Consider the following 24,854-nt stretch of genomic DNA (forward strand, 5'->3'; position numbering starts at 1 on the left):
TTTGTATTAAAAACTTGTTTATATTATAACAAAAAAATTTTTTTTAGCCTAAAATCTGCTTAGACCTCTTTTTCTTTAAAAATGAAAAATTTACTGAAGAAATAATTTAAAATCACTACTACAACTTGTGTAATCATTTTCGCCCAAAACGATGAAAAATGAATGCCATCAATTAGGAGAATCATTAAACCCATATCAGCCACAAAAGATAAAATTCGGTACCAATAAAATAAGCCCATTTCTTTAAAAAAACCAGCTATGCTTTCATGCTTACTTGCGAATACCCAATATTTATTCGTGAAAAAGGCAAATAGAACAGATAAAAACCAACTAATTGTGTTACTTATCTTGTAATCCAGCCCTAACACATTTTGACAAACAAAAAACACAACTAAGTTGACGACCGTCGTTGCACCACCAAAAAATAAATAAGCCAGTACTTCTCGGTATTTACGAAATAATTCTTTCAATTTTCACGCATCCTTTCAACTAATCATTTTATCAAACTTCGGCAAGAAAACCTATCTATTTTGTGTAAAGACACAATTCTCTTGCTAATTTTACTATTTATTAAGTATTTATGAAAAACATAGTAAGAGTAGAGGAAAAGTTCATCCATGAATGAACTTTTCCTCTACTCTTCGTCTAATAATATATTGACTCTATCGACCAATAAGTTAAATCAGCATTAGTCCTTTAGCTTAGGAAGTGCTATCGTTTGTCCTTCGGTTAATACAGAATACGTTAAGTTATTTGCCTGCTTGAGTGCGGTTAAGGAATAGCCCGTTTTTTTAGCAATTTTTGCGAGTGTCTCTCCTCTTTTTACTTCATAATACTCAGTAGACTCTGTTTTTGAGTCATTCGCTGTACCATTTGATTGTTCTGCTGTCTTCAAAGCATTAGTCACCGATTTACTGATTATTAGTGATTGAAGTAACGCTTGTTCTTTCGGTTCGAGAGAAGTCGCCGCTGTATGCTGAGGAATCGTGATCTTTTGGCCAATATAAAACATTTCTTGAGTCTTTGAATTTTGCTTTAAAATGGCTGTTGCTGACACACCAAACGTCTGGCTAATGGTGGCGAGAGAATCTCCTTTGCTTACTTCATAGACGACTGCTTCTTTTTTTAGCTGTTCTTTGACTGCTTCCTTATCAAACGAAGGTTTCTTTTCTTCTGCCAAATTAGTCACTACTGGTTTCTTCTTTTCTTGATCGTATTCAGTTAATTGATAGGTTTCAATCAACGCGTTTAATTTTTTATCGTAATATGTATCCGTTGCATAACGACCTGTCAAAAATTTTGTTGCCTGCTGATAATTCGTCGTGTTTGCTTTCAAAACGCCGTGATAAAACGCCGGATTCCCCGCCAACCCATTGATGATTAATTTACTATAGTCTGTTAATGACTCTTTATAGGAAGGATACTGACGAAAATCGGCATGAATGGTGGTCATCTTCCCTTTACCATCATCTTCTTGTGTGGAAAAGCTGACACTTTGACCTTGATAAGCGCCTTTAATGCCAAATAAATTATAATTAGGCGGCGCGGCTAACGCACTATTGCCCGAGCCACTTTCTAAAATAGCTTGAGCTATCATGACAGAAGCGTATAGCTCATGTCGCTGACCAATAACTCGTGCTTCTTCACCGATTTTTCTAATAAACTCAGAAGTAGAAGCATTCTCTTGGACAACAAAATTTGCCTCGGCTTGTTGTTGAATTCCTGCTTGCTTTTCCTTTTCTTGACTATTGTCTATCTCTGAATGTACCAACGGCTCTTTGGTCTTTTCAGTTAATGTAGAATTTTGTGGTTCCTGATTATGAGGTGACTTCTCAGTGAGCGCTTTACGCTCTTCAGATACTGGTTGCTCATTTTGTAACGATTCGGTTGGTTTAGTACTAGCAATTGTCTTTTCTTGTGGCGGTAAACTATTTTCAGATTCTGAAGGTTCCACATTATTTTCTGGAGGGTCACTGCTGTCATTTTGTGTTGAGCTTTCTTGTTGTTCAAACGAACTTATTATTGTTTCGTTCAGCGTTGAAGAAGTAAGGGTTCCTTGGTCTTGATTGACTTGGTCCGCTCTTTTTTCTTCCAGCGATAGCTGTCGACTTTCGTCCCTCGTTTCGGTCTCTTCTTGAGCGATTAATGGTTCCGAATTGTAGTAACTGGCTCCCGCATAAATCCCTAAAATTCCAATACATACCAACTTCAAATATCTTGCCTTTCTTTTTTTCATCGCATTTCTCCTTCATTTACCTCTTTATTTCTGCTAATAACTGCTCTATCTGTTGGTACGTTCCTGTTGATTCATTCTTGATTGTCAGCATTTGTTCACAATAAGCTTGGTACTCTCTTGCCACTTGCTTCATGCGTGTTAAAGTTGCTAAACGTTGTTCCATTTCTTCATGAACTGTTGCAACTTGTTGGTTGGCTTGACTAATTGTTTCTTTTGCTTGACGTTTGGCTTCTAATAACACTTCGCCAATTTCTTTTTGAGAAAGCGTAACGGCTGTGTCTAAGTTCTCTTCGTTAGTCTGTTTCTGTTGTATCTTTGCTTCAGACAATTGTTTCTGTAAAGAAGTGATAGTTGCTTCTTTATCACTTAACGTTTCTTTAACATCTTTAAGTTGAACATCTTTTTCGACTACTTGTTTTTGTAATGCTTCCACTTCATTGGTTTGCATTAATAATTGCTCCGTTAGTTTTTTTATGGATTGCTGATATAGTTGATTTTCTTCTTCTAGTTTTTCAGCAAAAGAAAATGACTCTTCTGACAGTTCAGTCGGCACTTGTTGCTGGACCTGTTTTACTTTTGCGGCCTGCTCTTTTGCATAAACGACCTCGTCATCAAAGATTGCTTCCTCTGTTACCTTTGGTTGTGCTTTCCCCGATTGTTCATTTTCGAAATCCGGCATCTTCTCATACTCCTCATCTTCATTGTTTTTAGTCAAAAATTGCCACATTTGTTTCTCCTCCTTCGTACCTTTTACACCGTTAACATATAGCCTTTTGAGCGAATTGTTTTGATATATTGTGGTTTGTTCACATCTTGTTCAATTTTTTTACGCAAATGGAAAATCACATTAGCGACACGATATTTTCGTTCATTCGCAGTATCTTTCCAGACATTTTTGTAGAGTTCTTCATATGTAATTGTTTGTCCTGCGTGTTTGTATAAATACTCTATTGTGAAAAATTCCAATTTTGTTAAAAGAATTTCTTCTCCGCTTCCCAAGCAAACACTCAAATTTGGCGCAATTAAATACAATCTCTCAGAAAGATTCTTAGTAACTGTTTGTTCCTCGTTTGCAATAGCTAATTTAGGATAAAAACGTCTTTTTACACGTTGCAATAAATTACTCATGCTTAACATGCATTCTTGACGATCATAAGAATGATCAAAAACGCCATCTGCGCCTAATTGTAAATAAATAATTCGATTGACTTTACTAATTGCTTCTGTCCGAGAAAATAACCAAATTGGCAAGTCTGACTGCTTGCGAATTGTCATTAATAACTCACAACAAGTATTTACTTGCTGGTGATCAGTAACTTCAATCACTAATCCATCAATATGGTGCAAATGAAGAAGTATATTTGTTCCTTGAATGATCTGACATTCTACTTGATTACTAACAAACCAATTTTGACAGCATTCTTTTGTTTCAATTGTCAAAGGAACGACACCAATTGTATATTTTTCCATTTTTCCACCTCAATCTTCCTAATATTCCCCTTCAAAATATAATAATTTTTATTTATATTCTATTAATAAATAAAAATCACCAACTACTAGTTTTCAAAAAATGATTGTTATTACTAAATTTTATCGAATAAAAACAAGGCTGTCTAGCTAAAACGAAGCCTTTAAATTATCATCTTTTTTGTTAAATGAGTAAATATTTGAGAAAACACTACAAGCAAAGATATTATTTAGATTATTTATTCTTTATGTAAAAAAAAGCTTACGATTTTTCAATCGTAAGCTTTTAGAATACTTTTTTATTTTTACATCATACCGCCCATGCCCATTGATGAATCCATCATAGGAGCTGGTGCAGCTGGTTCTGGTTTGTCTGCAACAACTGCTTCGGTTGTTAATAATAAAGCTGACACAGAAGCTGCATTTTGTAAGGCAGAACGAGTTACTTTTGTTGGGTCAACAATACCGGCTTCAACCATGTTTACCCATTCCCCGTTAGCTGCATTGAATCCGATACCTAAGTCAACATTTTTTAGTTTGTCAACAATCACTGATCCTTCATAACCAGCATTTTCAGCGATTTGACGGATTGGTTCTTCTAATGCACGAACGACAATCTTGATCCCTGTTGCCACATCGCCTTCAGCTTCTAGCGCAGCGACTTTACCAATTACATTGACCAGTGCGGTACCACCACCAGAAACCATGCCTTCTTCTACAGCGGCACGTGTTGCGTTTAACGCATCTTCAATTCGTAATTTTAATTCTTTTAATTCTGTTTCAGTTGCAGCACCGACTTTAACGACAGCAACCCCGCCAGCTAATTTAGCTAAACGTTCTTGTAATTTTTCACGATCAAAATCAGACGTTGTTTCGCCGATTTGGTTTTTAATTAAATGAACGCGGGCATCAATGGCTTCTTTTGAACCAGCACCTTCAACAATTGTTGTGTTATCTTTGTCGACAACTACTTTGCTAGCATTTCCTAAGTTTTCAATGGTTGTGTCTTTTAACTCTAACCCTAAGTCGTCAGTGATTACTGTACCACCTGTTAAAATAGCAATATCTTCAAGCATCGCTTTGCGGCGGTCACCAAATCCTGGCGCTTTTACTGCGACAACATTAAATGTACCACGGATTTTGTTCAATACTAATGTTGGTAGAGCTTCTCCATCAACATCATCCGCAATGATCAATAGTGGACGGCTTTGTTGTAGAATTTGTTCTAATAAAGGTAAGATATCTTGAATATTTGAGATTTTTTTGTCGGTAATTAAGATATATGGATTTTCTAAAACAGCTTCCATTTTATCGTTGTCAGTAACCATGTATTGAGATAAATAACCGCGGTCGAATTGCATTCCTTCAACCACATCTAATTCTGTTTCAATCCCTTTTGATTCTTCAATGGTAATTACGCCGTCGTTACCAACTTTTTCCATTGCATCAGCAATTAATTGGCCGACTTTTTCAGAACCTGATGAAACAGCAGCGACTTGTGCAATCGCTTCTTTTGAATCAACTACAGATGAAATATTGTGTAATTCTTCTACTGCTGTTTTTGTTGCTAATTCAATCCCACGACGAATACCTAATGGGTTAGCTCCAGCAGTTACGTTTTTTAAGCCTTCACGAACAATGGCTTGTGTCAAAACAGTCGCTGTTGTTGTTCCGTCACCAGCAATATCATTCGTTTTAGAAGCAACTTCTGAAACTAATTTTGCGCCCATGTTTTCAAAATGATCTTCTAATTCAATTTCCTTAGCAATTGTTACCCCATCGTTAGTAATCAATGGTGAACCAAATGATTTTTCTAAAACAACGTTACGACCTTTAGGGCCTAATGTCACTTTCACTGTATCTGCTAATACATCTACTCCGCGTAGCATTGCTGCACGTGCATCTTCTGCAAATTTAATCTCTTTTGCCATGATTTCTTCACCTCATAATTTTTTTCTTCTATTATATTATTCTGTAAAAGTTGTTTATTATTCAACAGTGGCAATAATGTCTTTGGCTGATACAATTAAGTATTCTACGCCTTCGTATTTCACTTCTGTTCCTGAATATTTTTCAAACATTACTGTGTCACCAATTTTTACTTCCATCGGAACTTTTGTGCCATTTTCAAGCACACGACCTTCACCTACTGCGATAACTTCACCTGTTTGTGGTTTTTCTTTTGCAACGGATGCAAGAACAATTCCTCCAACAGTTTTTTCTTCTTCTTTCGCGACTCTAATTACGACGCGATCGCCTAATGGTTTTAACACAATAAATCCCTCCAAATAAAAAGTTTTCGCTTATTTTAGCACTCGATACACAAGAGTGCTAACTCACACTATTTATAATACTCATTTCACTCTAAAAATGCAAGTCTTTTCTCTCTTTTTCTTGTCAATTATAAGATACGCATTTTTTATTGCGTATTCTTTTTTCATGGAATGTTTTTCCAATCCTTTAATTCATGGTAAAATAAATTGACTACGATTGGAGGCGAATAAAATGAAACAACGTTTACTTACAGCACTAATAGCAACATTCGTTTATTTTGTGATAGCGAATTTAGGAAATCTTGTTTTCAGTGTCACAGAAGGAATTGTTTCGACACTTTGGGAATCTCTTTTCTTTTTCTTATTCGTTTTTCTTTTATTAGGATATCGCAATAATCGTAAAAAATAATTATAGAAAGGATTAACCATGACCTTAAGAAAATCAAGTTTATTTATTTTAGTCACATACATTATCGCTTTTTTCGGGCCGTTACTTTTTTCGGGTATTTCCCCCAATGCAGCGATTAATGTGACAACTGCTCTCTACATTATTGGCGCCCTTGTAATGATTGGCATCTTTTTAAAAACAACAGAACCTTCTCCTTTAGAGGAAACCGCAACCTTGAAATCACCTATTTTTATTTTTTTACTAGGTGTTAGTGGGATTTTCATTGCCATGCTGATTCAAGGGGTTACTTTTGCCATTGAAGTAGCCATCACAGGAGAACAAGCTACTTCTCAAAATACGCAAGCTATTGTAGCGGTGATTTTGGCAAATCCTTTATTTATTTTGACAACTACTATCGGTGGTCCGATTATGGAAGAATTCGTCTTTCGTTATGCATTTATCCATTTAATCCAGCCTTTTACAAATTTCTGGATTGCGGCTACTGTTAGTTCGGCGATTTTTTCACTCGCACATGCCGATGGTCACTTTTTTGTTTATTTCTTTATGGGATTTTTCTTTGCTCTTTTGTACAAGCAAACTGGAAAAATTTGGACCTCAATTATTGCCCATTGCGGCATGAATACGATTGTGATTATTGTTCAACTACTTTTGCATAATGGTGCAATTCAATAAGAAAAGGGCCTTCGTCTAAACGACTAGGCCCTTTTCTTTTGCTTATTCTTCTTCGTCAATCAATTCGTTGTCATGATGTAAGAAATAAATTAATGTTTGTAATTCGTTGGTTAAGTCAACATTTTGAATTAATACTTCAGGTGGCGCTACTAAACGCGCAGCCGTAAAGTTTAGAATTCCTTTAACCCCTGCTTCGGCAAGTTTGTTTACAACTTCTTGTGCTTTGCGAGCTGGAATAGTTAAAATAGCTACTTCGATTTGTTGAACACGGATTTGTTCCATCATATCTTCCATTGGATAAACTGGAATACCGTCAACAATGCGTCCCACAATATCTTCATTCACATCAAATGCGCAACTTACACGAATACTGTTGCTTTGATGGAATTTGTACTTTAATAAAGCACTTCCTAAATTACCAACCCCGATTAATGCGACATTGGTTAACTCATCTTCATTCAATGTTTTTGCAAAAAAGTTCATTAAGTTTTCAACATCATAGCCGTACCCACGTTTACCTAATTCACCAAAATATGAAAAGTCACGACGAATAGTCGCACTGTCTACTTGTACCGCTTCACTTAATTCAGTTGATGAGACTTTATTTTTTCCTGTATCATGTAACATTCTTAAGTAGCGATAATATAAAGGAAGGCGTCGCGCCGTTGCTTTTGGAATAACTTGATCTTTCACAATTGGACCTCCAATACTTTCACTTAAATCTTATCCATTAACATAATAGCAGTTTTTCACAATAAAAAGCAATTCTATGGCTCAAAAATAGCATTTTTCTTCAAAAGTTTGTGATAAAAGGTATAAACCTTCACAAAGCATTTTTTGATACGTGCTATTTTAGCAGATTTTATGCTACACTAAGGGCAATGAATTTAGAAATGAGGACTACTGATGATTTTATTACAAGCAAATCAAGTTGCCCGGCATTTTGGCTCGGAAACATTGTTTGAAAACATACATTTAGAAATTGCAACAAAAAGTCGGATTGCCTTAGTTGGTCGTAATGGTGCTGGAAAATCGACTTTTTTAAAAATCATTGCAGGCATTGATGCTCCCGATAGCGGAACCATTGCCAAAAATAAAACTGCTACGTTAGGTTATTTAGCTCAAAATACCGGCTTAGAATCAGATAAAACCGTTTGGGAAGAAATGACAAAAGCCTTTGCTGACATCCTAGAAATGGAACAGCGTATGCGAGAATTAGAAACCAAAATTAGTGAAATGGAGCCAACCACCTCCGTTTATGAAGGAATTTTAAAAGAGTACGATCAATTGCAACATACGTTTTCTGAAAAAAATGGCTACGGCTATGAAAATGAAATTCGCTCAGTCCTTCACGGCTTTGGCTTTGATGAATCCTTTTACAAGAAAGATATTCAAACCTTATCTGGTGGTCAAAAAACCCGGCTTTCATTAGCAAGAATGCTTTTACAAAAACCAGATATTTTAATTCTGGACGAGCCTACAAACCACTTAGATATCGAGACGCTTTCTTGGCTGGAATCTTATTTGCCAAGCTATGCCGGCGCCCTATTGATTGTTTCCCACGATCGTTATTTTTTAGATAAGGTAGTTAATGAAGTTTATGAACTGAGCCGCAAAAAAATGACTCACTACAAAGGAAACTATTCCAAATACTTAGAATTAAAAGCAGAACAATTAGCCAGTGAATGGAAAGCGTATGAAAAGCAACAAGAAGAAATCAATAAGTTAGAAGATTTCGTTGCCAAAAATCTGGTTCGTGCATCTACAACGAAACATGCACAAAGTCGCCGAAAAGTATTAGAAAAAATGGATCGTTTAGACCGACCTCAAGGAGATGAAAAATCGGCGCATTTTCTTTTCGATAGTGAAAAAGTCTCGGGAAATGTTGTTTTACAAGTCGAAGATGCCGCCATTGGTTACGACCAAGAACATATTTTATCCGAACCTATTCATTTGGATATTCGTCGCAAAGAAGCCATTGCCTTAGTCGGACCGAACGGAATTGGTAAATCTACTCTCTTGAAATCAATTATTGATCGCATTCCTTTCATTAAAGGAAGTAAAACTTTTGGCACCAATGTTTCTGTAGGTTACTATGACCAAGAGCAAGCCAATTTACATGGCAATAAAACGGTCTTAGCGGAATTATGGGATGAACACCCAACCACACCTGAAAAAGAGATTCGAAGTATTTTAGGCGGCTTTCTCTTCAGTGGAGACGATGTTGAAAAAACGATTCCTTTATTAAGCGGTGGCGAAAAAGCACGTGTGGCATTAGCAAAATTAGCGATGGATCGTGACAATTTCTTGATTCTCGATGAGCCAACCAACCACTTGGATATCGATAATAAAGAAGTTTTAGAAAATGCGCTGATTGATTATGAAGGAACCATCCTCTTCGTTTCCCATGACCGTTACTTTATCAATCGAATTGCAACAAAAGTTGTTGAGCTTTCCGAAAAAGGCAGCAAACTTTATTTAGGCGACTATGATTATTATTTAGAAAAGAAACAAGAGGAAGAAGAAATAGCTGCCCTCTTAGCTAATGAAGAAGCGGCGAAAAAACCCGAACCAGTTACAGCCAAAAATACCTTTTATCAAAACAAGGAGCAACAAAAATTACTCCGTACTTTGCAAAGAAAAATAACACAAGTCGAAGAAAATCTTGCTCAGTTAGATACGACAATTGCACAATTAGAAGCACAAATGAGTCAACCAGACATTCTAGAAAATCATGTTGAATTGCTGGCTTTAAACCAACAATTAGATGACGCTCGTCAGCAACAAGATGAACTACTTGAGCAATGGGAAAATTTCAGTTTAGAATTAGAAGAAATGGAAAATAACAATTAACGGAGGGATTCACTATGGCTTCCAAAAAAATCAGTTTAACGAAGCCCAAATATCAACAAATCGCCGTTGATGTTGCGGAAAAAATTGCAGAAGGCAAATTACATGTTGGAGATAAAATCCATGCCCGTTCCACCCTAGCTAACCAATACCAAGTGTCGCCAGAAACAGCCCGCAAAGCCATTATCGTTTTAGTTGATTTAGAAATCGTTAAAGCCAAACACGGCAGCGGCTTCTATGTGGCATCAAAAGAAAAAGCGCAGGACTTTGTGACACAATATCAAGACGTTCAAACGATTGCTGAAATTAAAGAAGAATTGCTAGATAGCGTAGCGAAACAAAAAGAAGAACTTACTCATTTTTCTAGCATTCTAGATACTCTTGTTGAACAAACAAAGCGTTTTGATTCTTTCAATCCAATGAATCCTTATTCATTAGTTTTAACAGAAGAAGCTGCTTATCTTGAGGCGACGATTAGCGAAATGAATTTTTGGCAAAACACTTCGGCAACGATTATCGCCATCAAACACAAAGAAGAACTTCTGGTCTCACCTGGTCCATATGCAAAGATTTCGTTGAACGACACACTTTATTTTGTTGGACATGACGAATCAACCTTACAACGAGTGCAGAATTTCTTTTATCCTTAAACAAAAAAGTGACTACTTATCTTGCGGTAAATAGTCACTTTTTTTATTTATTATTTCTATTTTTCATAAAAAACCACTATAAAACCTAGTTAAAATGCTGTTTTTCTTCATTTTCAGAAAGATTTTCATCTAATTTGACAAAGTGACAACTTTATAGCAGTCTGATGTAGTCACTTTTTTTAATGAGGAGGAACAATGATTTGCCAAAAGTAAAAGTAAATCACCTTACCAAAATCTTTGGTAAGAAAACCAAACCGGCACTTGAAATGATTCGTGCCAACAAAAGCAAAACAGAAATTTTAGAAAAAACGGGTGCCACAGTCGGTGTTTATGATGTAAATTTCGAAGTTGAAGAAGGCGAAATTTTCGTTATTATGGGGTTATCAGGAAGTGGGAAATCAACATTAATTCGTTTATTAAATCGTTTGATTGAACCAACTTCAGGAAATATTTATATTGATGGACAAGATATTTCTTCTTTAGATAAAGAAGGATTACGTGAAGTACGTCGAAATAAAATGAGCATGGTTTTCCAAAACTTTGGTCTTTTCCCCCATCGAACTATCTTAGAAAATACGGAATATGGTTTAGAAATTCGTGGTGTTCCTAAAGAAGAACGCCAAGCAAAAGCTGAAAAAGCCTTAGAAAATTCTAGCTTAATTGCTTTTAAAGACCAATTACCAAGTCAATTATCTGGTGGGATGCAACAACGTGTCGGCCTTGCTCGTGCCTTGGCTAACGATCCAGAAATTTTATTAATGGACGAAGCGTTCTCTGCTCTTGATCCGTTAATTCGTCGTGAAATGCAAGACGAACTATTAGATTTACAAGAAAATGTCAAAAAAACCATTATCTTTATCACACATGATTTGAATGAAGCTTTACGAATCGGCGACCGGATCGCCTTGATGAAAGATGGTCAAATTATGCAAATTGGGACTGGAGAAGAAATTTTAACCAACCCAGCCAACGAATATGTGCGAACCTTCGTGGAAGATGTGGATCGTTCAAAAGTCTTAACTGCCCAGAATATTATGGTACCTGCTTTAACTACTAACATTGAAATTGATGGCCCAACTGTTGCTTTAAAACGGATGCGTCAAGAAGAAGTGAGTATGTTACTTGCCGTGGATAAAAAACGCCAACTAAAAGGTGTTGTACGCGCAGAAAAAGCTTTAGAAGCGCGTAAAAATGGGACTTCTCTTGTAGAATGTGTGGATCCAGAAATTCAAACAATCGACAAAGATATGTTAGTGAATGATATTTTCCCACTGATTTATGATGCACAAACACCTCTTGCCGTGACTGATAACGGCAAACTATTAGGCGTGGTCATCCGTGGTAGCGTACTTGAAGCACTTGCAGAAACAGAGGTGAACGAACATGAATAAGTATCAATTACCTGTCGCGTCTTGGGTTGAAAGTTTTACTGATTGGTTAACTTCAACATTTGCTGGATTATTCAGCTTTTTACAAACAATTGGTCAAAGTGTAATGGACAACATTACTGCCTTACTAACAGCCGTACCACCACTTGTGCTGATTGTGCTATTAACGATTGCTGCTTTCTTTATTTCTAATAAAAAAATTGGCTTAAGTTTATTCACATTTATCGGCTTAATGTTTATCTATAACCAAAACTTATGGAACGATTTAATGAGTACCGTTACGTTAGTTTTACTTTCTAGTGTTATTTCCATTATCATTGGTGTGCCACTAGGGATTTTAATGGCGAAAAGCGAAAAAGCCAAGAGTATTATTACACCGATTTTGGACTTCATGCAAACAATGCCTGGTTTCGTTTACTTGATTCCAGCCGTTGCATTCTTCGGAATTGGTATGGTTCCTGGGGTCTTCGCCTCTGTTATCTTCGCTTTACCACCAACCGTACGCTTTACGAACTTAGGAATTCGACAAGTGCCAAATGAACTTGTTGAAGCAGCTGATTCTTACGGTAGTACTGGCTGGCAAAAATTATTCAAATTAGAATTACCTTTAGCGAAAAACACGATTATGGCTGGTGTTAACCAAACAACCATGCTAGCTCTATCAATGGTAGTTATTGCTTCAATGATTGGTGCGCCTGGATTAGGACGTGGCGTCCTTTCTGCTTTACAACGTGCGCAAGTCGGGAACGGTTTCGTAAATGGTGTGGCTTTAGTTATTTTAGCGATTATCATTGACCGTTTTACTCAACATTTAAATAATAAAAAAGCAGCCCCTAAAGCAGCTGGTGCCACCTCTAAAAAGAAAAAATATGGGATTATTGCAGCGGTTGTTGTAATTGTTGCTGGCTTAGTTGGTGCTTCAATTTTTACAACAACAAATGATAAGCAAATTTCCCTTTCTTATGTGGAATGGGATACCGAAGTAGCCTCCACACATGTGGTTGCCGAAGTCTTAAAAGATATGGGGTATGATGTTAAAACGACTCCTTTAGATAACGCAATTATGTGGGAATCTGTAGCTAAAGGTGAAACAGATGCCATGGTTGGTGCGTGGCTACCAGGAACACACGCAGAGCAATATAAACAATATAAAGATAAATTAGACGACCTTGGTGAAAACCTTAAAGGTGCGAAGCTAGGAATTGTCGTCCCTTCTTATATGGATGTTGATTCTATCGAAGATTTATCTGATCAAGCTGGGAAAAAGATTACTGGAATTGAACCTGGGGCTGGTGTTGTTGCAGCAGCAGAGAAAACTAAAGAAGCTTATCCTAATTTGAAAGATTGGTCTGTTGAAACTTCTTCATCAGGTGCCATGACTGTCGCCTTAGGACAAGCAATTAAAAACAACGAAGACATCGTTATTACTGGCTGGTCTCCTCACTGGATGTTTGCAAAATATGATTTAAAATATTTAGCTGATCCAAAAGGCACTATGGGCGGCGAAGAAGCGATTCACACAATGGCTCGCCAAGGCCTAAAAGAAGATCAACCAGAAGCTTACAAAGTGTTAGATAATTTCCATTGGACCACTAAGGATATGGAATCTGTCATGTTAGAAATTAACGAAGGCAAAGACCCACAAGAAGCTGCACGTGATTGGGTTGATTCACATAAAGACCAAGTAGCAGAATGGAAAAAATAATTCTTAACAAATGACTTCCCCATCTATTAAAAGAGGGCGTTGAACAAATTGTTCAACGCCCTCTTTTTTCGCAAAAAAAACCACTCAGTTGGGTAGACTGAGTGGAAAGGAGTTATTTTTACTTGAGGAGTAAAAATGAAAAGTGTTTATGTTGGGTGTTTTGTTGGTATGCTTATATATTAACGAGAACCTGTGAATAATTTGTGACGAAAACCTTGGAAATTTGCTACGAATTACTTAAAAAAGTTTAAATGTGTCTCACCCTAGTTAATCGATACAGTGATTATTTCTTTTTAGCATTTTGGATGGCTTTAAATAATGTTGAAAATTGTCCTTTGAAAGACATCACATCATCAAAGATATCAACACCATCGTTTAACATTTTGACGGTCACCCAGCCAAGCGCTTCCGTAATTACTACCGCAACTGAAGCATTGACCATGCCACCAGTCACAGTTCCGACAACAGGAATCACTTTTAGAATATTCCCGACTGCACTCTTACCTAAACTAACCACTACTAATTCTTTGGTTAAACTTTTCCCTAAGCTTTCAGACCAAGACTGACCAAAAATTTTATGCAGCCGTGACATCATAGTTAATTGAACAGGTACCAGTAAAAAAGCATCCGAAAATGGAATTGGCGAAAACCCAATAATTGCTGCTGACAATGCAGCAAAATGAATCGTTTGATGACTTTTCTTTTTCACGTCAGGTGAAACACCAGCCAAAAATTCATCAAATACTTTGTCGAGTTGTGTTTGACTGTTCGTCACTAATTGTTCTGCTTTACCTTTAGAAGTTGCGAAAGCATTCATTATGGCCGTAGACGTTTTTTGTGGAAATTTTTTCAAGACATCTTGAAAAAAAGAACGAAATTCTGGGTCTTCGATTTCTTCATTCAATTGCTTAATTTCTTGTTCTGCTAATTCTTGTTTTTCAATCTCTTCAAAAAGTTTTTGTTTCTTTTTGTTTTTATGTTTTTTTCTTCTCATCTCATTAACTCCCTTATCTATCAATATGTAGAAACAAAGTATAGCATAGCCCCTGATTGATTCTCTTTTAGATGATTTGAAAAGCCAGAACTTATCTGTTTTTTAAACAAATAGAAATGTTCTAGCTTTTCTCAAAAAATCAGCTATTTTGTTTGTTCTTCACCGCAATAGACCGTCAAGTGTTTAGGTAAAATTTCCAGCGTAATTGGCAAAGCAGCTCCTTCATCACCATCCACATTAGTGGTTAATTCTTCTTGGTTTTCTAAGGAGATTGTTCCTTCTTTAAAGGTTAGGTAAACTAAATTATCAGTGGACTGGTCGACTCCTTTTAACAAATCTGGGACTGCTTTTACTGCATCCCACAATGATTGATCTTTTAAATAAACTAAATGAAGTTTGCCATCATCCACTTGGGCCTCTGGTAATAATGTTTCAAACCCACCGATTGAATTCGTTAAGCCAACTAAAACGGTACTACTTTCAATGGTTTGTTCTTTTTGATCCAAGCTTAAATGAAAAGGATACGTTTGAGCATTCGCTAAATGTTTGGCACCTGAAATAAAATAAGCGAGTTTTCCTAACTTCGTTTTTTGTTCAACGTCCACGTCGTTAATTGACTCTGGAATCGTCCCAATCGCAACGACATTCATAAAGTAGTCGTCATTGATTTTCCCCACATCTAAAGCACTGGTTTTTTCTAAATCTAATTGTTGAATCGCTTCTTCAGGGTCCATCGGTAAATTCAAGGCTCGCGCTAAATCGTTCACCGTTCCTAAAGGAAAAAAGCCAAATTTCGGGCGGTAAGCTTGTTCTGCCAACCCGCTAATTCCTTCATTAACGGTTCCATCTCCCCCCATTACGAAAACACTGTCGAAGTGACTTTCCGCAGCTTCACGGGCAAATTGTTCTGCATCGCCGCCTTTTTCTGTTTGTTTCACTACAACTTCATCAAATAACTGCTTTAATTTTTCTTCTGCTAACGTTTCAAATTCTTTGGCTTTTTCACCACCAGAACTGGGGTTAACAATTAAAACTGCTTTTTTCACTGGCACCACTCCTCATTGATATCTAAATCGTTTGATTCCTTACAATTATTATAAAAGATATTTTTGATTCTGGCGAAAAATATGCTGACACTTGCTTAACAAACAAGCATTCCTGCTCCTCACTACTTTTCAAAACGTTCTTTAAAGCAATAGGCAAAATAATAGAACAATTTCCAAAAATCTTGCCAAACTTTTGGATCCATCCCCGTCAATTCATGAATTCGTTTCAAACGGTAATTCAATGTATTTCGATGGATATGTAATACTTGTGAGGTTTCATTGATGTTTAAATTATGATTGGCGAAAAAAATAACGGTTTCATAGTATTCATCATAAATCGTCTGGATGGTTTCAAAAAAATCCAATTCAATATGAAAAGGAAAATTAAAAATTCCTTGAATGAAAAAATCTTCTGCTTGGTAAAACTTAGCCTTTTCTAATTGGAGAAATGATAGAAGTAAATACGTGTTTTGTGCCTCTTGGACCATTTGTTGAATCGTGGCTTTTTCCGAACTTATTACAAGGTATTCTGTTACTGGCTTTGTTATCTGAGGTGGTTCAGAAGTAATCACCAGATAACAATTTTCCCATTCAAATATTTCATGGCCAGGATAATAACTGGATAATAAGCGCTTGTCCTTGGTCAGTACACAATGATTCTGGTCATCTAATTGAAGGTTATATAGTTCCAACGCTTCAAGTTTTAAGGCTTCTGAGTAAGCAGAATCAACATGCATTAAGTGCTGGATAAACTGATTTTTTTGTTTTTTCTTTTTTTCGCGTTCTTGTTGTGTATTTAATTCTTCTGTCAGTAAAAGAACAATCGAGCGCACAAGCTTGGTAAATTTGCGCACCTCGTCTGGTTCTCCTGAAATGCCTACGACACCTAAAATGTGATCATTCAAAATAATCGGTTCATTGGTGCCTTTTTTCTCTAAAGAAGTATCTTTATAAATTTCAATATTTTTCCGTTCATTGATGGCTCTTTCTGCGCCACGATGGCGCTCCCCAATTCGAGCAGAATCTCCACTCGCAATAATTTTTCCTCGTTCATCCATAATATTGATGTTATAAGGAATATCCGCCATTAACTTTTCAACAATTTTATTTGCTTGGATTTTGTCTAATTTTAACATTGCTATCGCCAACTTTCTAAAAAGCGAGTAGCGTTTGGGACATAAGCCGCAATGACTTATGTCCCAAACGCTTAATTCTTCAGATCAACGACTGAACATTTTTATTTCAGCTTTCATTACTGCTGATACCATGGTTAGTTCTTAGTCACAAGGCACCAGCTGTAATGTACGAGCAATATTTTCAACGGTTCTTTCTAAGTTAACTGGTCCATTTTTCAATGCTGCTTCCAACGGTTCGGCTTTGGCCAAAATTCCAAAAATAGCCGTCATCCCTTCTTCATAGAGGACATCCACATCTTTGCCGATATAGCCAGCACAAGCGAAAACCGGTTTTTGATACTTCTTGGCCAAACGCGAAACGCCATAAGGAGCTTTGCCGAATTTTGTTTGAAAATCCATACCGCCTTCACCAGTAAAGACATAATCAGCGGCTTTTATTTTTTCTTCTAATTGATTCACTTCTACGACAATATCAATTCCTGGGCGTAACTGAGCTTTTGTGAATGCTAGTAACCCTGCACCCAAACCACCAGCAGCTCCTGCGCCTGGCATCATCTCAACATCAATGCCGACCTCTTTTTTGATGACCGCTGCATAATGGGCTAAGTTTTTATCTAATTGAGCCACCATTTCTTCTGTCGCACCTTTTTGCGGGCCAAAGACATGAGACGCCCCTGTTGGCCCTGTTAGTGGGTTATTCACATCACTTGCTACTAGAACTTCGGTAGCAAAAATACGTTGATCAAACTGTGTTAAATCGATCTGCGCCAGTTTATCTAATGCACCACCGCCACGTGTCAATTCTTGCCCTTCCTTGTCTAACAAACGCGCACCAAGTGCCTGAATCATACCTGCACCCCCATCATTTGTCACGCTACCACCAATGCCGATAATGATTTTTTTTGCCCCATGATTGAGCGCATGTTGAATCATTTCTCCTGTACCATAAGTAGAAGTGATCAAGGGATTACGTTCTACTGCTTTGACCAATTCAATTCCGTTGGCTTTCGCCATTTCAATAACCACCGTTTCTTGGTCACCTAATAAGCCGTAATAGGTTTCAACGATTTGATCAGGAAGCGGTCCTGCCACACGCACTGGTACTCTTGTGCCTCCTGTTGCATCCACTAAGGAATCCACCGTTCCTTCCCCGCCGTCTGCCATCGGGACGTGTTGAATGTCTGCATCTTTAAATACAGCTAAAATCCCTTTTTCCATTGCCAGACAGGCTTCTTTTGCACTCATACTTTCTTTAAATGAGTCTGGAGCCAAAACAAATTTTTTCGTCATCTTTTCGCGCCTACTTTCCAACTAGTTTAAAATAAAGCCATATAAAATGGTTGCAACAATCGTCATTACCCCACCGACACACATTTCATAAGGAATCACTCGAATTCTTTCTTTAATCGTCATATTCATACTTTGTGCCGTAATATGGAAATAATTGCCTTGAGGAACACTATCAATCACAGTCGCCCCAGTATGCACCATGACTGCTGCTGAAAGTGAAGATGTGCCCATATCTAAAATCGCTGGTCCAAAAGAACCTGTCGCTAAAATAACCGCTGTGGATGTTGAACCAACTGCTAAGCCCATTAAAATACCAGAAATCGGTGCCAAGAAGGTTCCAGAAATTCCCATAACAGAAATTAAGTGGACAATTTGTGTTGATAAATCAGAAACAGAAATTAATCCAGCAATTGCACCTGCACCAATTAAAATTAAAACGGTATCGGTTACTCTCTTCAAGCCAGAAGACGCATAAAAGGCCAGTTGTTTTGTTTGCCCAATCGCAATTGTCCCAACAACTGAGGCGAACGGCAAAATATACAGAGCATCAATATTCAAACTTTTGATGAAAGAAATATTTAAAACGGCGCCAATCGGATTAAGTAATAATAAGACAATCGCTAACACTGGCGCGATCAACGCCTTTTTCAAAGGTAATAATTCTTTTGTTTGTTCCTCCACAAGATCCGTTTCTTTGACCATTGATCCTTTACTTCTCATGATATTTGCAAGAACAACAGCCGTAATTAAGCCAAATACGGCTGGAATAAAACCAGCAATCATAACGTCACTTAAAGGTAAATCAAAGCCGTTCGCCGCTGCAATAGTATTTGGATTAGGCGAAATAATATTGCCCGCTTTGCCGCCACCTGATAAGGCAATCAATAATGATAACTTACTGATACCCGTACTTTTCCCAACAGATAGAGCAATCGGGGCAACAATCAACACTGCAACAGGAATGAATACGCCCACTGCTGTAATTACCATTGTGGATAATGCCAAAGATAAAATAGCTTTTTTCTCGCCAAGCTTTTGTACAATGGCGTTGGCAATTGATTCTGCCGCACCCGATTCCATCATCACACCCGCCAACATACCGGCTGCTAAAACACGGATTGCGGTTCCCATAATACTTTGTGTTCCGTTTAATAGAACAGCGACTGTGTCTGACAGGGAAGCGCCTCCAATAAGACAACCAACAATTGCACCAAAAAACAAGGAATACACAGGATTAAATTTTTTCAAAATTAATACTATCGCTACAACTAATCCTAAAATTGCAGCAACCCAAGATATTGTAATATCTGGCATTCAAAATCAGCTCCTTAAATTGTTTACGCTTTCATTCTATCAAAGTCCTTTCTTTTTAAAATTGTAAATTTAACAGGATTTATTGTTCAAATGCACAAAAAAACCGTTCTTAAAGAACAGTTTTTTGAAATCTTTTTCTATCTTTCTCAATAATGACCACCAAGCCAACGAACAAAAGAACACTCACAATTAACAATACTGCCGTTTTATTATATCCATGAAAGAGCGCTTCGCCTCCACATGCGTAAAGTATTGAGGAAGGAATTACACCAATGAATATAGCGGCTATTAAATTTTTTAATGGCAACTGCATAGTATCTGCAGCAAAATTAATCACAGAAGAAGGAATAATTGGAATCATGTAGCCCACCATAATCCCAATTTTTGGATGCTTCATCCGTCGAATGGACTGGACCCAATGATTGGTCTCCGTTTTTCTATCTAAAATTTTATATGATGCATCAAAAAGATTGCAACTAAATTTCCCAAACTATTCCCTAAAACATTAATGAGTGTGCCGCTGAAGGGACCAAAACTCAATCCTGCAATCACACCAATTACCGAGGTTGGAATCCCTGGTACTGCACACATGATCGCGGTCAAAAAAACTAACAATAGCGCTGCTGAAAAACCATGTGAACGAATTCGCTCTAATAATTGTGTCTTACTGGCTTTAGGATTCAAAAATAATTGAATATCTGTTTGATATTCTAGATACAAACGGTAACCTACCAGCAGGATTAAAATAAGCCCGCTACTGATTAGTAGTATTCGGATTGCTTTCCTCTTCATTTTCTTTGCTCCTTTTATGCTTTATACAAAGTGTAGCACAGGTTTCTTCGTGCCTCAATTAGAAGCTTGTATGAATAAAAGCCGCCCCTAAAAGTTAGACTAAAAATCTAACTTTTAGGGGCGGCTCGAAAGTTACGAAGGTACTTTTTTTTATTTCCGATACATCTTAAACTCCAAGAACAGATCATTATAAATTCCTAAGTATTCTTGACCTAAGTCTTGGTAAACTTCTAAATGTTTGATGGTTTCATCATCTGGATAAAATTGTTTATCTTCAGCAACTTCTTTTGGTAATAGTTTTTTAGCTTCTTTATTTGGTGTGGAATAACCAATATATTCTGCGTTTTGTGCTGCATTTTCTGGTCGTAACATAAAGTTCATAAATGCATAGGCACCCTCTTTATTTTTGGCTGTCTTAGGCATCACAATGTTATCAAACCAGAGATTAGAGCCTTCACTGGGAATCACATAATGTAGATGTTCATTGTTTTCTAGCATTTCAGCAGCTTCACCAGAGAAAGTTACAGCAACTGCACTTTCTTCATTAGCCATGTACATTTTGATTTCATCGGCAACAATTGCTTTGACATTGTTCGTTAATCGGTTTAACTTATCGGTAGCCTGACGTAATTGTTGGTCGTTTTTACTGTTTAACGAATAGCCTAAACTGTTCAAAGATAATCCTAACACTTCCCGAGCACCATCAATCAGCATGACATTATTTTTTAATTCCGGGCGCCATAAATCATCCCAATGTTGGATCTGACGGCCGTCAATAAATTTATCATTATAAATAATCCCCAACGTGCCCCAGAAGTACGGAACGGAAAACTTATTTTTGGGATCAAAGGATTGATCTAAAAAGCGTGCATCAATGTTTTCTAAGCCTTTTAATTTGCTGTGATCAAGTGGTAAAAGCATCTTCGCTTTCATCATTTTTTGAATCATATATTCAGAAGGAATGGCAATATCATAGGCTGTACCACCTTGCTGAATTTTTGTATACATGGCTTCATTAGAATCAAAGGTTTCGTAATTGACTTTATAGCCTGTTTCTTTTTCAAATTTCTTAATCAAGGCCGGATCTATATAGTCCCCCCAATTGTAAATGGTCAAGGTATCTGCTCCTGCCATGCCACTTGCTTTCTCCAATTGGCGCACGCCAAAAAACAAGATGACAATAATAGCGATAATTCCAATAAAAAGTGACTGTAATTTTTTCATTTTAACTTGGCCACCTCACTTTGTTCCCGACGCATTTTCTTTAAACGTTTTGGCGTATTGTCTTTACTGATAAAGTAATAACCGACAACTAGAATCATTGAGAATAGGAACACTAACGCACTTAAGGCATTGATTTCTAAACTAATTCCCTGACGTGCTCGTGAATAAATTTCAACAGATAATGTTGAAAAACCATTGCCTGTCACAAAGAATGTTACGGCAAAATCGTCCAACGAATAAGTAAAGGCCATAAAGTAGCCAGCAATAATTCCTGGCGCTAAAAAAGGCAAAATAATATTTTTAATCACTTGAACATTATTGGCCCCTAAATCTCGTGCCGCATCTACCATGGAATCATTCATCTCTTGTAGTTTTGGTAAAACCATTAAAACAACAATTGGAATACTAAAGGCAATATGCGACAATAATACACTTGTAAAACCTAAACTGATAAACCCTACTGCTGTGAAGAAAATTAAGAAACTGGCTCCAATAATAACATCTGGTGAAACGAGTAAAATGTTATTAAAGCTAAGCAACGTGTTCCGGTTTTTACGACGTTTTGTATAATAAATCCCCATCGCGCCAAATGTTCCAATGATGGTTGCTATTAAAGCCGATAAGAAAGCTAGCAAAAACGTATTCAGAACAATGGTTAACAAGCGTGTGTCTTCGAAAACGTTCCGATAATTATCTAACGTAAAACCAGTAAACTGATTCATCGTTTGCGTGTCGTTAAACGAATAAAAAATCAAATAAAAGATTGGTGCGTACAGTAGCGCAAAGACAACGAATAAATACACATAAGACCATTTAAACTTTTTCTTTTGCATTATTTGCCACGCCCTTTCTTCTTCTCACCCGTCAGCAACATCACAATAAACATGGCAACAATTAAAATCACACCAATTGTTGAACCCATGCCCCAGTTTTGCGTTACTAAGAAGTGCTCCTCAATCGCCGTCCCCAACGTAATCACCCGATTGCCGCCAATTAAACGTGTTAACATAAAGAGCGAGAGCGAAGGAATAAAGACAGCTTGAACACCACTTTTCACACCGTTTAGGGAGAGAGGAAAAATGACACGGCGGAACGTTTCCGCACTGCTAGCTCCTAAGTCCCGACTAGCACTAATCAATGAAGGATTCATCTCTTCTAAGGCATTAAAAATCGGCATAATCATAAATGGAATTTCAATATACGTTGCGACAAATAAAAAACTGAAATCTGTAAACAGAATTTGGTGCGTACCCAAACCCATAAAACTCATAAACTGATTGATACTCCCATGAATACTGAAAATCCCAATAAAGGCATAAGCTTTTAATAATAAATTCACCCACGTTGGTAAAATAACAAGCATTAACCATAACTGTTTATGCTTGAGCTTTGTCAAAAAATAAGCCGTAGGATAACTTACCAATAACGTAAAAATGGTAATCAGAAAAGCATACCAAACCGAATTAACGGTCATACTTAAATACGTTCCTGATGTAAAATACGTTTGGTAATTCGCCAAGGTAAACTGGCCATTCAAATCGAAAAATGATTGATAAATAATCATTAGCACTGGCGCAATGACGAATAAAAGTAACCACATTACATAGGGAATCGAATAAATTCGACGCATTGTTTTCATTTTATTTTCCCCTTTCGTTTACTCGTCGTAACTTTCTAAACGGGCATCAAAGTCTTCTTCTGATTCATTGAAGCGCATCACGTGAATATCTTCTGGCTCAAAAGAGAGCCCTACTTGAGCGCCTTCTTTGGCTTTTCGAGTGGAATGCACCATCCATTCGTTTCCTTGTTCATCAAAACAAATAATTTCATAATGAACGCCGCGGAATAACTGTGTATCCACCGTTACGGTTAGCTTGCCTTTTTCAAGCGTGGTAATCGTTAAGTCTTCTGGACGTAAAACGACTTCTACAGGTTCATTTTTCCGCATGCCGCCATCGACACATTCAAACTTTTTGCCCACAAATGAAACTAAATTATCTTCCAGCATCACGCCATCCACAATATTACTTTCCCCCACAAAGTCAGCAACAAAGTGATTAATCGGTTCATCATAAATATCGACTGGTGTGCCACTTTGCACGATATGACCTTTATTCATGACAAAAATTTCATCACTCATCGCTAATGCTTCTTCTTGATCATGGGTCACAAAAATAAAAGTAATTCCTAAACGTTGTTGTAAATCACGTAGTTCATATTGCATCGCTGTGCGTAATTTCAAATCTAAAGCGGATAACGGCTCATCTAAAAGCAATACTTTTGGCTCATTGACAATCGCTCGTGCAATTGCGACCCGCTGACGCTGGCCCCCAGACATTTCACTAATTTCACGTGTTTCGTAGCCGGGTAATTGAACCAAACGTAATGCCTCTTTCACTTTTTTTTCAATTTCTGTTTTGGATAGTTTTTTGATTTTTAAACCAAACGCAACATTATCAAAAACATTCATGTGAGGAAACAAAGCATAATCCTGAAACACGGTATTGACTTGGCGTTTATTGGCAGGTACATCATTTATTCTTTTACCATCAAAATAAACATCGCCAGAAGTCACGTCATTGAATCCCGCAATAATACGCAAAATCGTTGTTTTGCCACATCCTGAAGGTCCTAATAACGTATAAAATTTCCCTTCTTCAATTTCAAAGCTGACATTTTTTAATACTGGTTCATCGTCAAATTGTTTGACAACATTTTCAAATGAAATCACATGGTTTCTCACTGGATAAACTCCTCCATTTCGTCCTTTATAAATACGATTCTGTCGCCACAATTAACGCACGACTTTTTCCTCGACCATTGTTGCTAATTTGGTGAGGTTCTGTTGCTTGGTAATACATGGTTTGACCTTTTTTAGCAATATACGTGGCTTCCCCTAATGTCAAACGAATGGAGCCATCAATCACATAAATAAATGTTTCCGATAGAGAAGGTTCAAACGTTTTGTATTCGCCATTTTTATCAAAAGTAATAATGACAGGTTCCATTTCTTTTTCATTTGAGGCTGGAATTAACCATTTTAGTTCATAGCCATGTTCTTCATCATAATAGAGGGTACTTTCTTCTTCATTGTAGACAATTTTCTGTTCAAGCGGTTGCTGACTAAAAAACTGCTCTGGCGTCACGCCTAGTACTTCTAAAATTGAGAAAAATGTTTCCATTGATGGTGAGCTTAAATCCCGCTCCAATTGGGAAATATAGCCTTTGGATAAATCCGTTCTTTCGCCCAATTCTTCTTGTGTTAAATTTTTCTGAATGCGTAAATTTCTCAACTTCTCACCAATTTCCATGGCACACCTCGTTTCTATTTTCAGCTAATCTTTTCAACAAAAGTTTTGTAATACTAAACTTACAGTTTAGTTTTACCTTTTTTAGTATACGAACTTT

General features: G+C 37.0%; 23 protein-coding genes and 1 pseudogene. 6 read left to right on the forward strand and 18 right to left on the reverse strand.

Annotated features, from left to right (window positions below):
- Positions 1-59: 59 nt before the first annotated feature.
- From IGJ04_RS05390 to groES, 6 genes are all read right to left on the reverse strand, one after another.
- Positions 60-470 (reverse strand): GtrA family protein, encoded by a 411-nt coding sequence (locus IGJ04_RS05390; protein WP_002356537.1) that lies wholly within the window; start codon positions 468-470, stop codon positions 60-62.
- A 218-nt stretch (positions 471-688) separates the two neighbouring features.
- A complete protein-coding gene (locus tag IGJ04_RS05395; RefSeq protein ID WP_438840008.1) occupies positions 689-2,236 on the reverse strand; it encodes a glucosaminidase domain-containing protein in 1,548 nt (515 codons plus the stop codon).
- 16 nt (positions 2,237-2,252) lie between these two features.
- The gene (locus tag IGJ04_RS05400; protein ID WP_438840009.1) at positions 2,253-2,963 is read right to left on the reverse strand and encodes a hypothetical protein; all 711 of its coding nucleotides are present in this window, start codon (positions 2,961-2,963) and stop codon (positions 2,253-2,255) included.
- Positions 2,964-2,986: 23 nt separating this feature from the next.
- Positions 2,987-3,706: a response regulator transcription factor gene (locus IGJ04_RS05405; protein ID WP_070415738.1), complete on the reverse strand. Its 720-nt coding sequence runs from the start codon at positions 3,704-3,706 to the stop codon at positions 2,987-2,989.
- Positions 3,707-4,008: 302 nt separating this feature from the next.
- Complete coding sequence (groL, locus tag IGJ04_RS05410) at positions 4,009-5,634, reverse strand: chaperonin GroEL (RefSeq protein WP_438840010.1); 1,626 nt, start codon at positions 5,632-5,634, stop codon at positions 4,009-4,011.
- Between the two features lie 57 nt (positions 5,635-5,691).
- A complete protein-coding gene (gene groES, locus IGJ04_RS05415) occupies positions 5,692-5,976 on the reverse strand; it encodes a co-chaperone GroES (protein ID WP_002356531.1) in 285 nt (94 codons plus the stop codon).
- Between the two features lie 232 nt (positions 5,977-6,208).
- Between groES and IGJ04_RS05420 the strand changes: the two genes are divergently transcribed.
- Both IGJ04_RS05420 and IGJ04_RS05425 read left to right on the forward strand, forming a co-directional pair.
- The gene (locus IGJ04_RS05420) at positions 6,209-6,385 is read left to right on the forward strand and encodes a hypothetical protein (RefSeq protein WP_002356530.1); all 177 of its coding nucleotides are present in this window, start codon (positions 6,209-6,211) and stop codon (positions 6,383-6,385) included.
- A gap of 18 nt (positions 6,386-6,403) precedes the next feature.
- Positions 6,404-7,057, forward strand: coding sequence for a lysostaphin resistance A-like protein (locus IGJ04_RS05425; protein ID WP_438840011.1), 654 nt, complete (start codon positions 6,404-6,406; stop codon positions 7,055-7,057).
- A 42-nt stretch (positions 7,058-7,099) separates the two neighbouring features.
- Here the strand turns inward: IGJ04_RS05425 and IGJ04_RS05430 are convergent, their stop codons facing one another.
- Complete coding sequence (locus IGJ04_RS05430) at positions 7,100-7,750, reverse strand: redox-sensing transcriptional repressor Rex (protein ID WP_002356528.1); 651 nt, start codon at positions 7,748-7,750, stop codon at positions 7,100-7,102.
- 213 nt (positions 7,751-7,963) lie between these two features.
- Between IGJ04_RS05430 and IGJ04_RS05435 the strand changes: the two genes are divergently transcribed.
- From IGJ04_RS05435 to IGJ04_RS05450, 4 genes are all read left to right on the forward strand, one after another.
- Entirely contained in the window at positions 7,964-9,910 is a 1,947-nt protein-coding gene (locus IGJ04_RS05435) for an ABC-F family ATP-binding cassette domain-containing protein (protein ID WP_438840012.1), read from the forward strand.
- A gap of 14 nt (positions 9,911-9,924) precedes the next feature.
- Positions 9,925-10,557 (forward strand): GntR family transcriptional regulator, encoded by a 633-nt coding sequence (locus IGJ04_RS05440; RefSeq protein WP_002356525.1) that lies wholly within the window; start codon positions 9,925-9,927, stop codon positions 10,555-10,557.
- A 200-nt stretch (positions 10,558-10,757) separates the two neighbouring features.
- Positions 10,758-11,948, forward strand: coding sequence for a quaternary amine ABC transporter ATP-binding protein (locus tag IGJ04_RS05445; protein ID WP_002388977.1), 1,191 nt, complete (start codon positions 10,758-10,760; stop codon positions 11,946-11,948).
- Positions 11,941-13,650, forward strand: coding sequence for an ABC transporter permease/substrate binding protein (locus tag IGJ04_RS05450; RefSeq protein WP_002356521.1), 1,710 nt, complete (start codon positions 11,941-11,943; stop codon positions 13,648-13,650). The genes IGJ04_RS05445 and IGJ04_RS05450 overlap by 8 nt, the downstream gene beginning before the upstream one ends.
- Before the next feature lie 283 nt (positions 13,651-13,933).
- On the opposite strand, the gene IGJ04_RS05455 is transcribed toward IGJ04_RS05450, so the two are convergent.
- The 11 genes and pseudogenes from IGJ04_RS05455 to IGJ04_RS05505 all read right to left on the reverse strand — a co-directional run bounded on the left by IGJ04_RS05455 (position 13,934) and on the right by IGJ04_RS05505 (position 24,757).
- The gene (locus tag IGJ04_RS05455; protein ID WP_438840013.1) at positions 13,934-14,668 is read right to left on the reverse strand and encodes a YcjF family protein; all 735 of its coding nucleotides are present in this window, start codon (positions 14,666-14,668) and stop codon (positions 13,934-13,936) included.
- 119 nt (positions 14,669-14,787) lie between these two features.
- Positions 14,788-15,690 carry a diacylglycerol/lipid kinase family protein gene (locus tag IGJ04_RS05460; protein WP_010713166.1) on the reverse strand — a complete coding sequence of 301 codons (903 nt, stop codon included), beginning with the start codon at positions 15,688-15,690 and terminating at the stop codon, positions 14,788-14,790.
- 122 nt (positions 15,691-15,812) lie between these two features.
- Positions 15,813-16,826: a CdaR family transcriptional regulator gene (locus IGJ04_RS05465; protein ID WP_002356518.1), complete on the reverse strand. Its 1,014-nt coding sequence runs from the start codon at positions 16,824-16,826 to the stop codon at positions 15,813-15,815.
- A gap of 141 nt (positions 16,827-16,967) precedes the next feature.
- Positions 16,968-18,116: a glycerate kinase gene (locus IGJ04_RS05470; RefSeq protein ID WP_438840014.1), complete on the reverse strand. Its 1,149-nt coding sequence runs from the start codon at positions 18,114-18,116 to the stop codon at positions 16,968-16,970.
- Positions 18,117-18,137: 21 nt separating this feature from the next.
- The gene (locus tag IGJ04_RS05475) at positions 18,138-19,430 is read right to left on the reverse strand and encodes a GntP family permease (RefSeq protein WP_002359581.1); all 1,293 of its coding nucleotides are present in this window, start codon (positions 19,428-19,430) and stop codon (positions 18,138-18,140) included.
- 109 nt (positions 19,431-19,539) lie between these two features.
- A pseudogene (locus IGJ04_RS05480) lies at positions 19,540-20,222 on the reverse strand (TVP38/TMEM64 family protein).
- Positions 20,223-20,372: 150 nt separating this feature from the next.
- On the reverse strand, positions 20,373-21,446 hold the full coding sequence (locus IGJ04_RS05485; protein ID WP_002376560.1) for an ABC transporter substrate-binding protein: 1,074 nt from the start codon (positions 21,444-21,446) through the stop codon (positions 20,373-20,375).
- Positions 21,443-22,279, reverse strand: coding sequence for an ABC transporter permease (locus IGJ04_RS05490; RefSeq protein ID WP_002356512.1), 837 nt, complete (start codon positions 22,277-22,279; stop codon positions 21,443-21,445). Before IGJ04_RS05490 ends, IGJ04_RS05485 begins: the two co-directional genes overlap by 4 nt.
- Entirely contained in the window at positions 22,279-23,085 is an 807-nt protein-coding gene (locus tag IGJ04_RS05495; protein WP_438840015.1) for an ABC transporter permease, read from the reverse strand. Before IGJ04_RS05495 ends, IGJ04_RS05490 begins: the two co-directional genes overlap by 1 nt.
- Before the next feature lie 18 nt (positions 23,086-23,103).
- Positions 23,104-24,189 (reverse strand): ABC transporter ATP-binding protein, encoded by a 1,086-nt coding sequence (locus IGJ04_RS05500; RefSeq protein ID WP_010823907.1) that lies wholly within the window; start codon positions 24,187-24,189, stop codon positions 23,104-23,106.
- A gap of 25 nt (positions 24,190-24,214) precedes the next feature.
- Positions 24,215-24,757, reverse strand: coding sequence for a helix-turn-helix domain-containing protein (locus IGJ04_RS05505; protein ID WP_002356507.1), 543 nt, complete (start codon positions 24,755-24,757; stop codon positions 24,215-24,217).
- Between the last annotated feature and the right edge of the window lie 97 nt (positions 24,758-24,854).

Source organism: Enterococcus sp. AZ050, assembly GCF_051715085.1.
Classification (GTDB): Bacteria; Bacillota; Bacilli; order Lactobacillales; family Enterococcaceae; genus Enterococcus; species Enterococcus faecalis.

What these genes read in the sequence shown, in the direction of transcription:
- IGJ04_RS05465 (WP_002356518.1), bottom strand. Translation starts at nt 16,826, where the DNA reads ATGTTAAAATTAGACAAAATCCAAGCAAATAAAATTGTTGAAAAGTTA.
- IGJ04_RS05485 (WP_002376560.1), bottom strand. Translation starts at nt 21,446, where the DNA reads ATGAAAAAATTACAGTCACTTTTTATTGGAATTATCGCTATTATTGTC.
- IGJ04_RS05495 (WP_438840015.1), bottom strand. Translation starts at nt 23,085, where the DNA reads ATGAAAACAATGCGTCGAATTTATTCGATTCCCTATGTAATGTGGTTA.
- IGJ04_RS05475 (WP_002359581.1), bottom strand. Translation starts at nt 19,430, where the DNA reads ATGCCAGATATTACAATATCTTGGGTTGCTGCAATTTTAGGATTAGTT.
- IGJ04_RS05395 (WP_438840008.1), bottom strand. Translation starts at nt 2,236, where the DNA reads ATGAAAAAAAGAAAGGCAAGATATTTGAAGTTGGTATGTATTGGAATT.
- IGJ04_RS05400 (WP_438840009.1), bottom strand. Translation starts at nt 2,963, where the DNA reads ATGTGGCAATTTTTGACTAAAAACAATGAAGATGAGGAGTATGAGAAG.
- IGJ04_RS05435 (WP_438840012.1), top strand. Translation starts at nt 7,964, where the DNA reads ATGATTTTATTACAAGCAAATCAAGTTGCCCGGCATTTTGGCTCGGAA.
- IGJ04_RS05490 (WP_002356512.1), bottom strand. Translation starts at nt 22,279, where the DNA reads ATGCAAAAGAAAAAGTTTAAATGGTCTTATGTGTATTTATTCGTTGTC.
- groL (WP_438840010.1), bottom strand. Translation starts at nt 5,634, where the DNA reads ATGGCAAAAGAGATTAAATTTGCAGAAGATGCACGTGCAGCAATGCTA.
- IGJ04_RS05505 (WP_002356507.1), bottom strand. Translation starts at nt 24,757, where the DNA reads ATGGAAATTGGTGAGAAGTTGAGAAATTTACGCATTCAGAAAAATTTA.
- IGJ04_RS05440 (WP_002356525.1), top strand. Translation starts at nt 9,925, where the DNA reads ATGGCTTCCAAAAAAATCAGTTTAACGAAGCCCAAATATCAACAAATC.
- IGJ04_RS05420 (WP_002356530.1), top strand. Translation starts at nt 6,209, where the DNA reads ATGAAACAACGTTTACTTACAGCACTAATAGCAACATTCGTTTATTTT.
- IGJ04_RS05425 (WP_438840011.1), top strand. Translation starts at nt 6,404, where the DNA reads ATGACCTTAAGAAAATCAAGTTTATTTATTTTAGTCACATACATTATC.
- IGJ04_RS05450 (WP_002356521.1), top strand. Translation starts at nt 11,941, where the DNA reads ATGAATAAGTATCAATTACCTGTCGCGTCTTGGGTTGAAAGTTTTACT.
- IGJ04_RS05405 (WP_070415738.1), bottom strand. Translation starts at nt 3,706, where the DNA reads ATGGAAAAATATACAATTGGTGTCGTTCCTTTGACAATTGAAACAAAA.
- IGJ04_RS05470 (WP_438840014.1), bottom strand. Translation starts at nt 18,116, where the DNA reads ATGACGAAAAAATTTGTTTTGGCTCCAGACTCATTTAAAGAAAGTATG.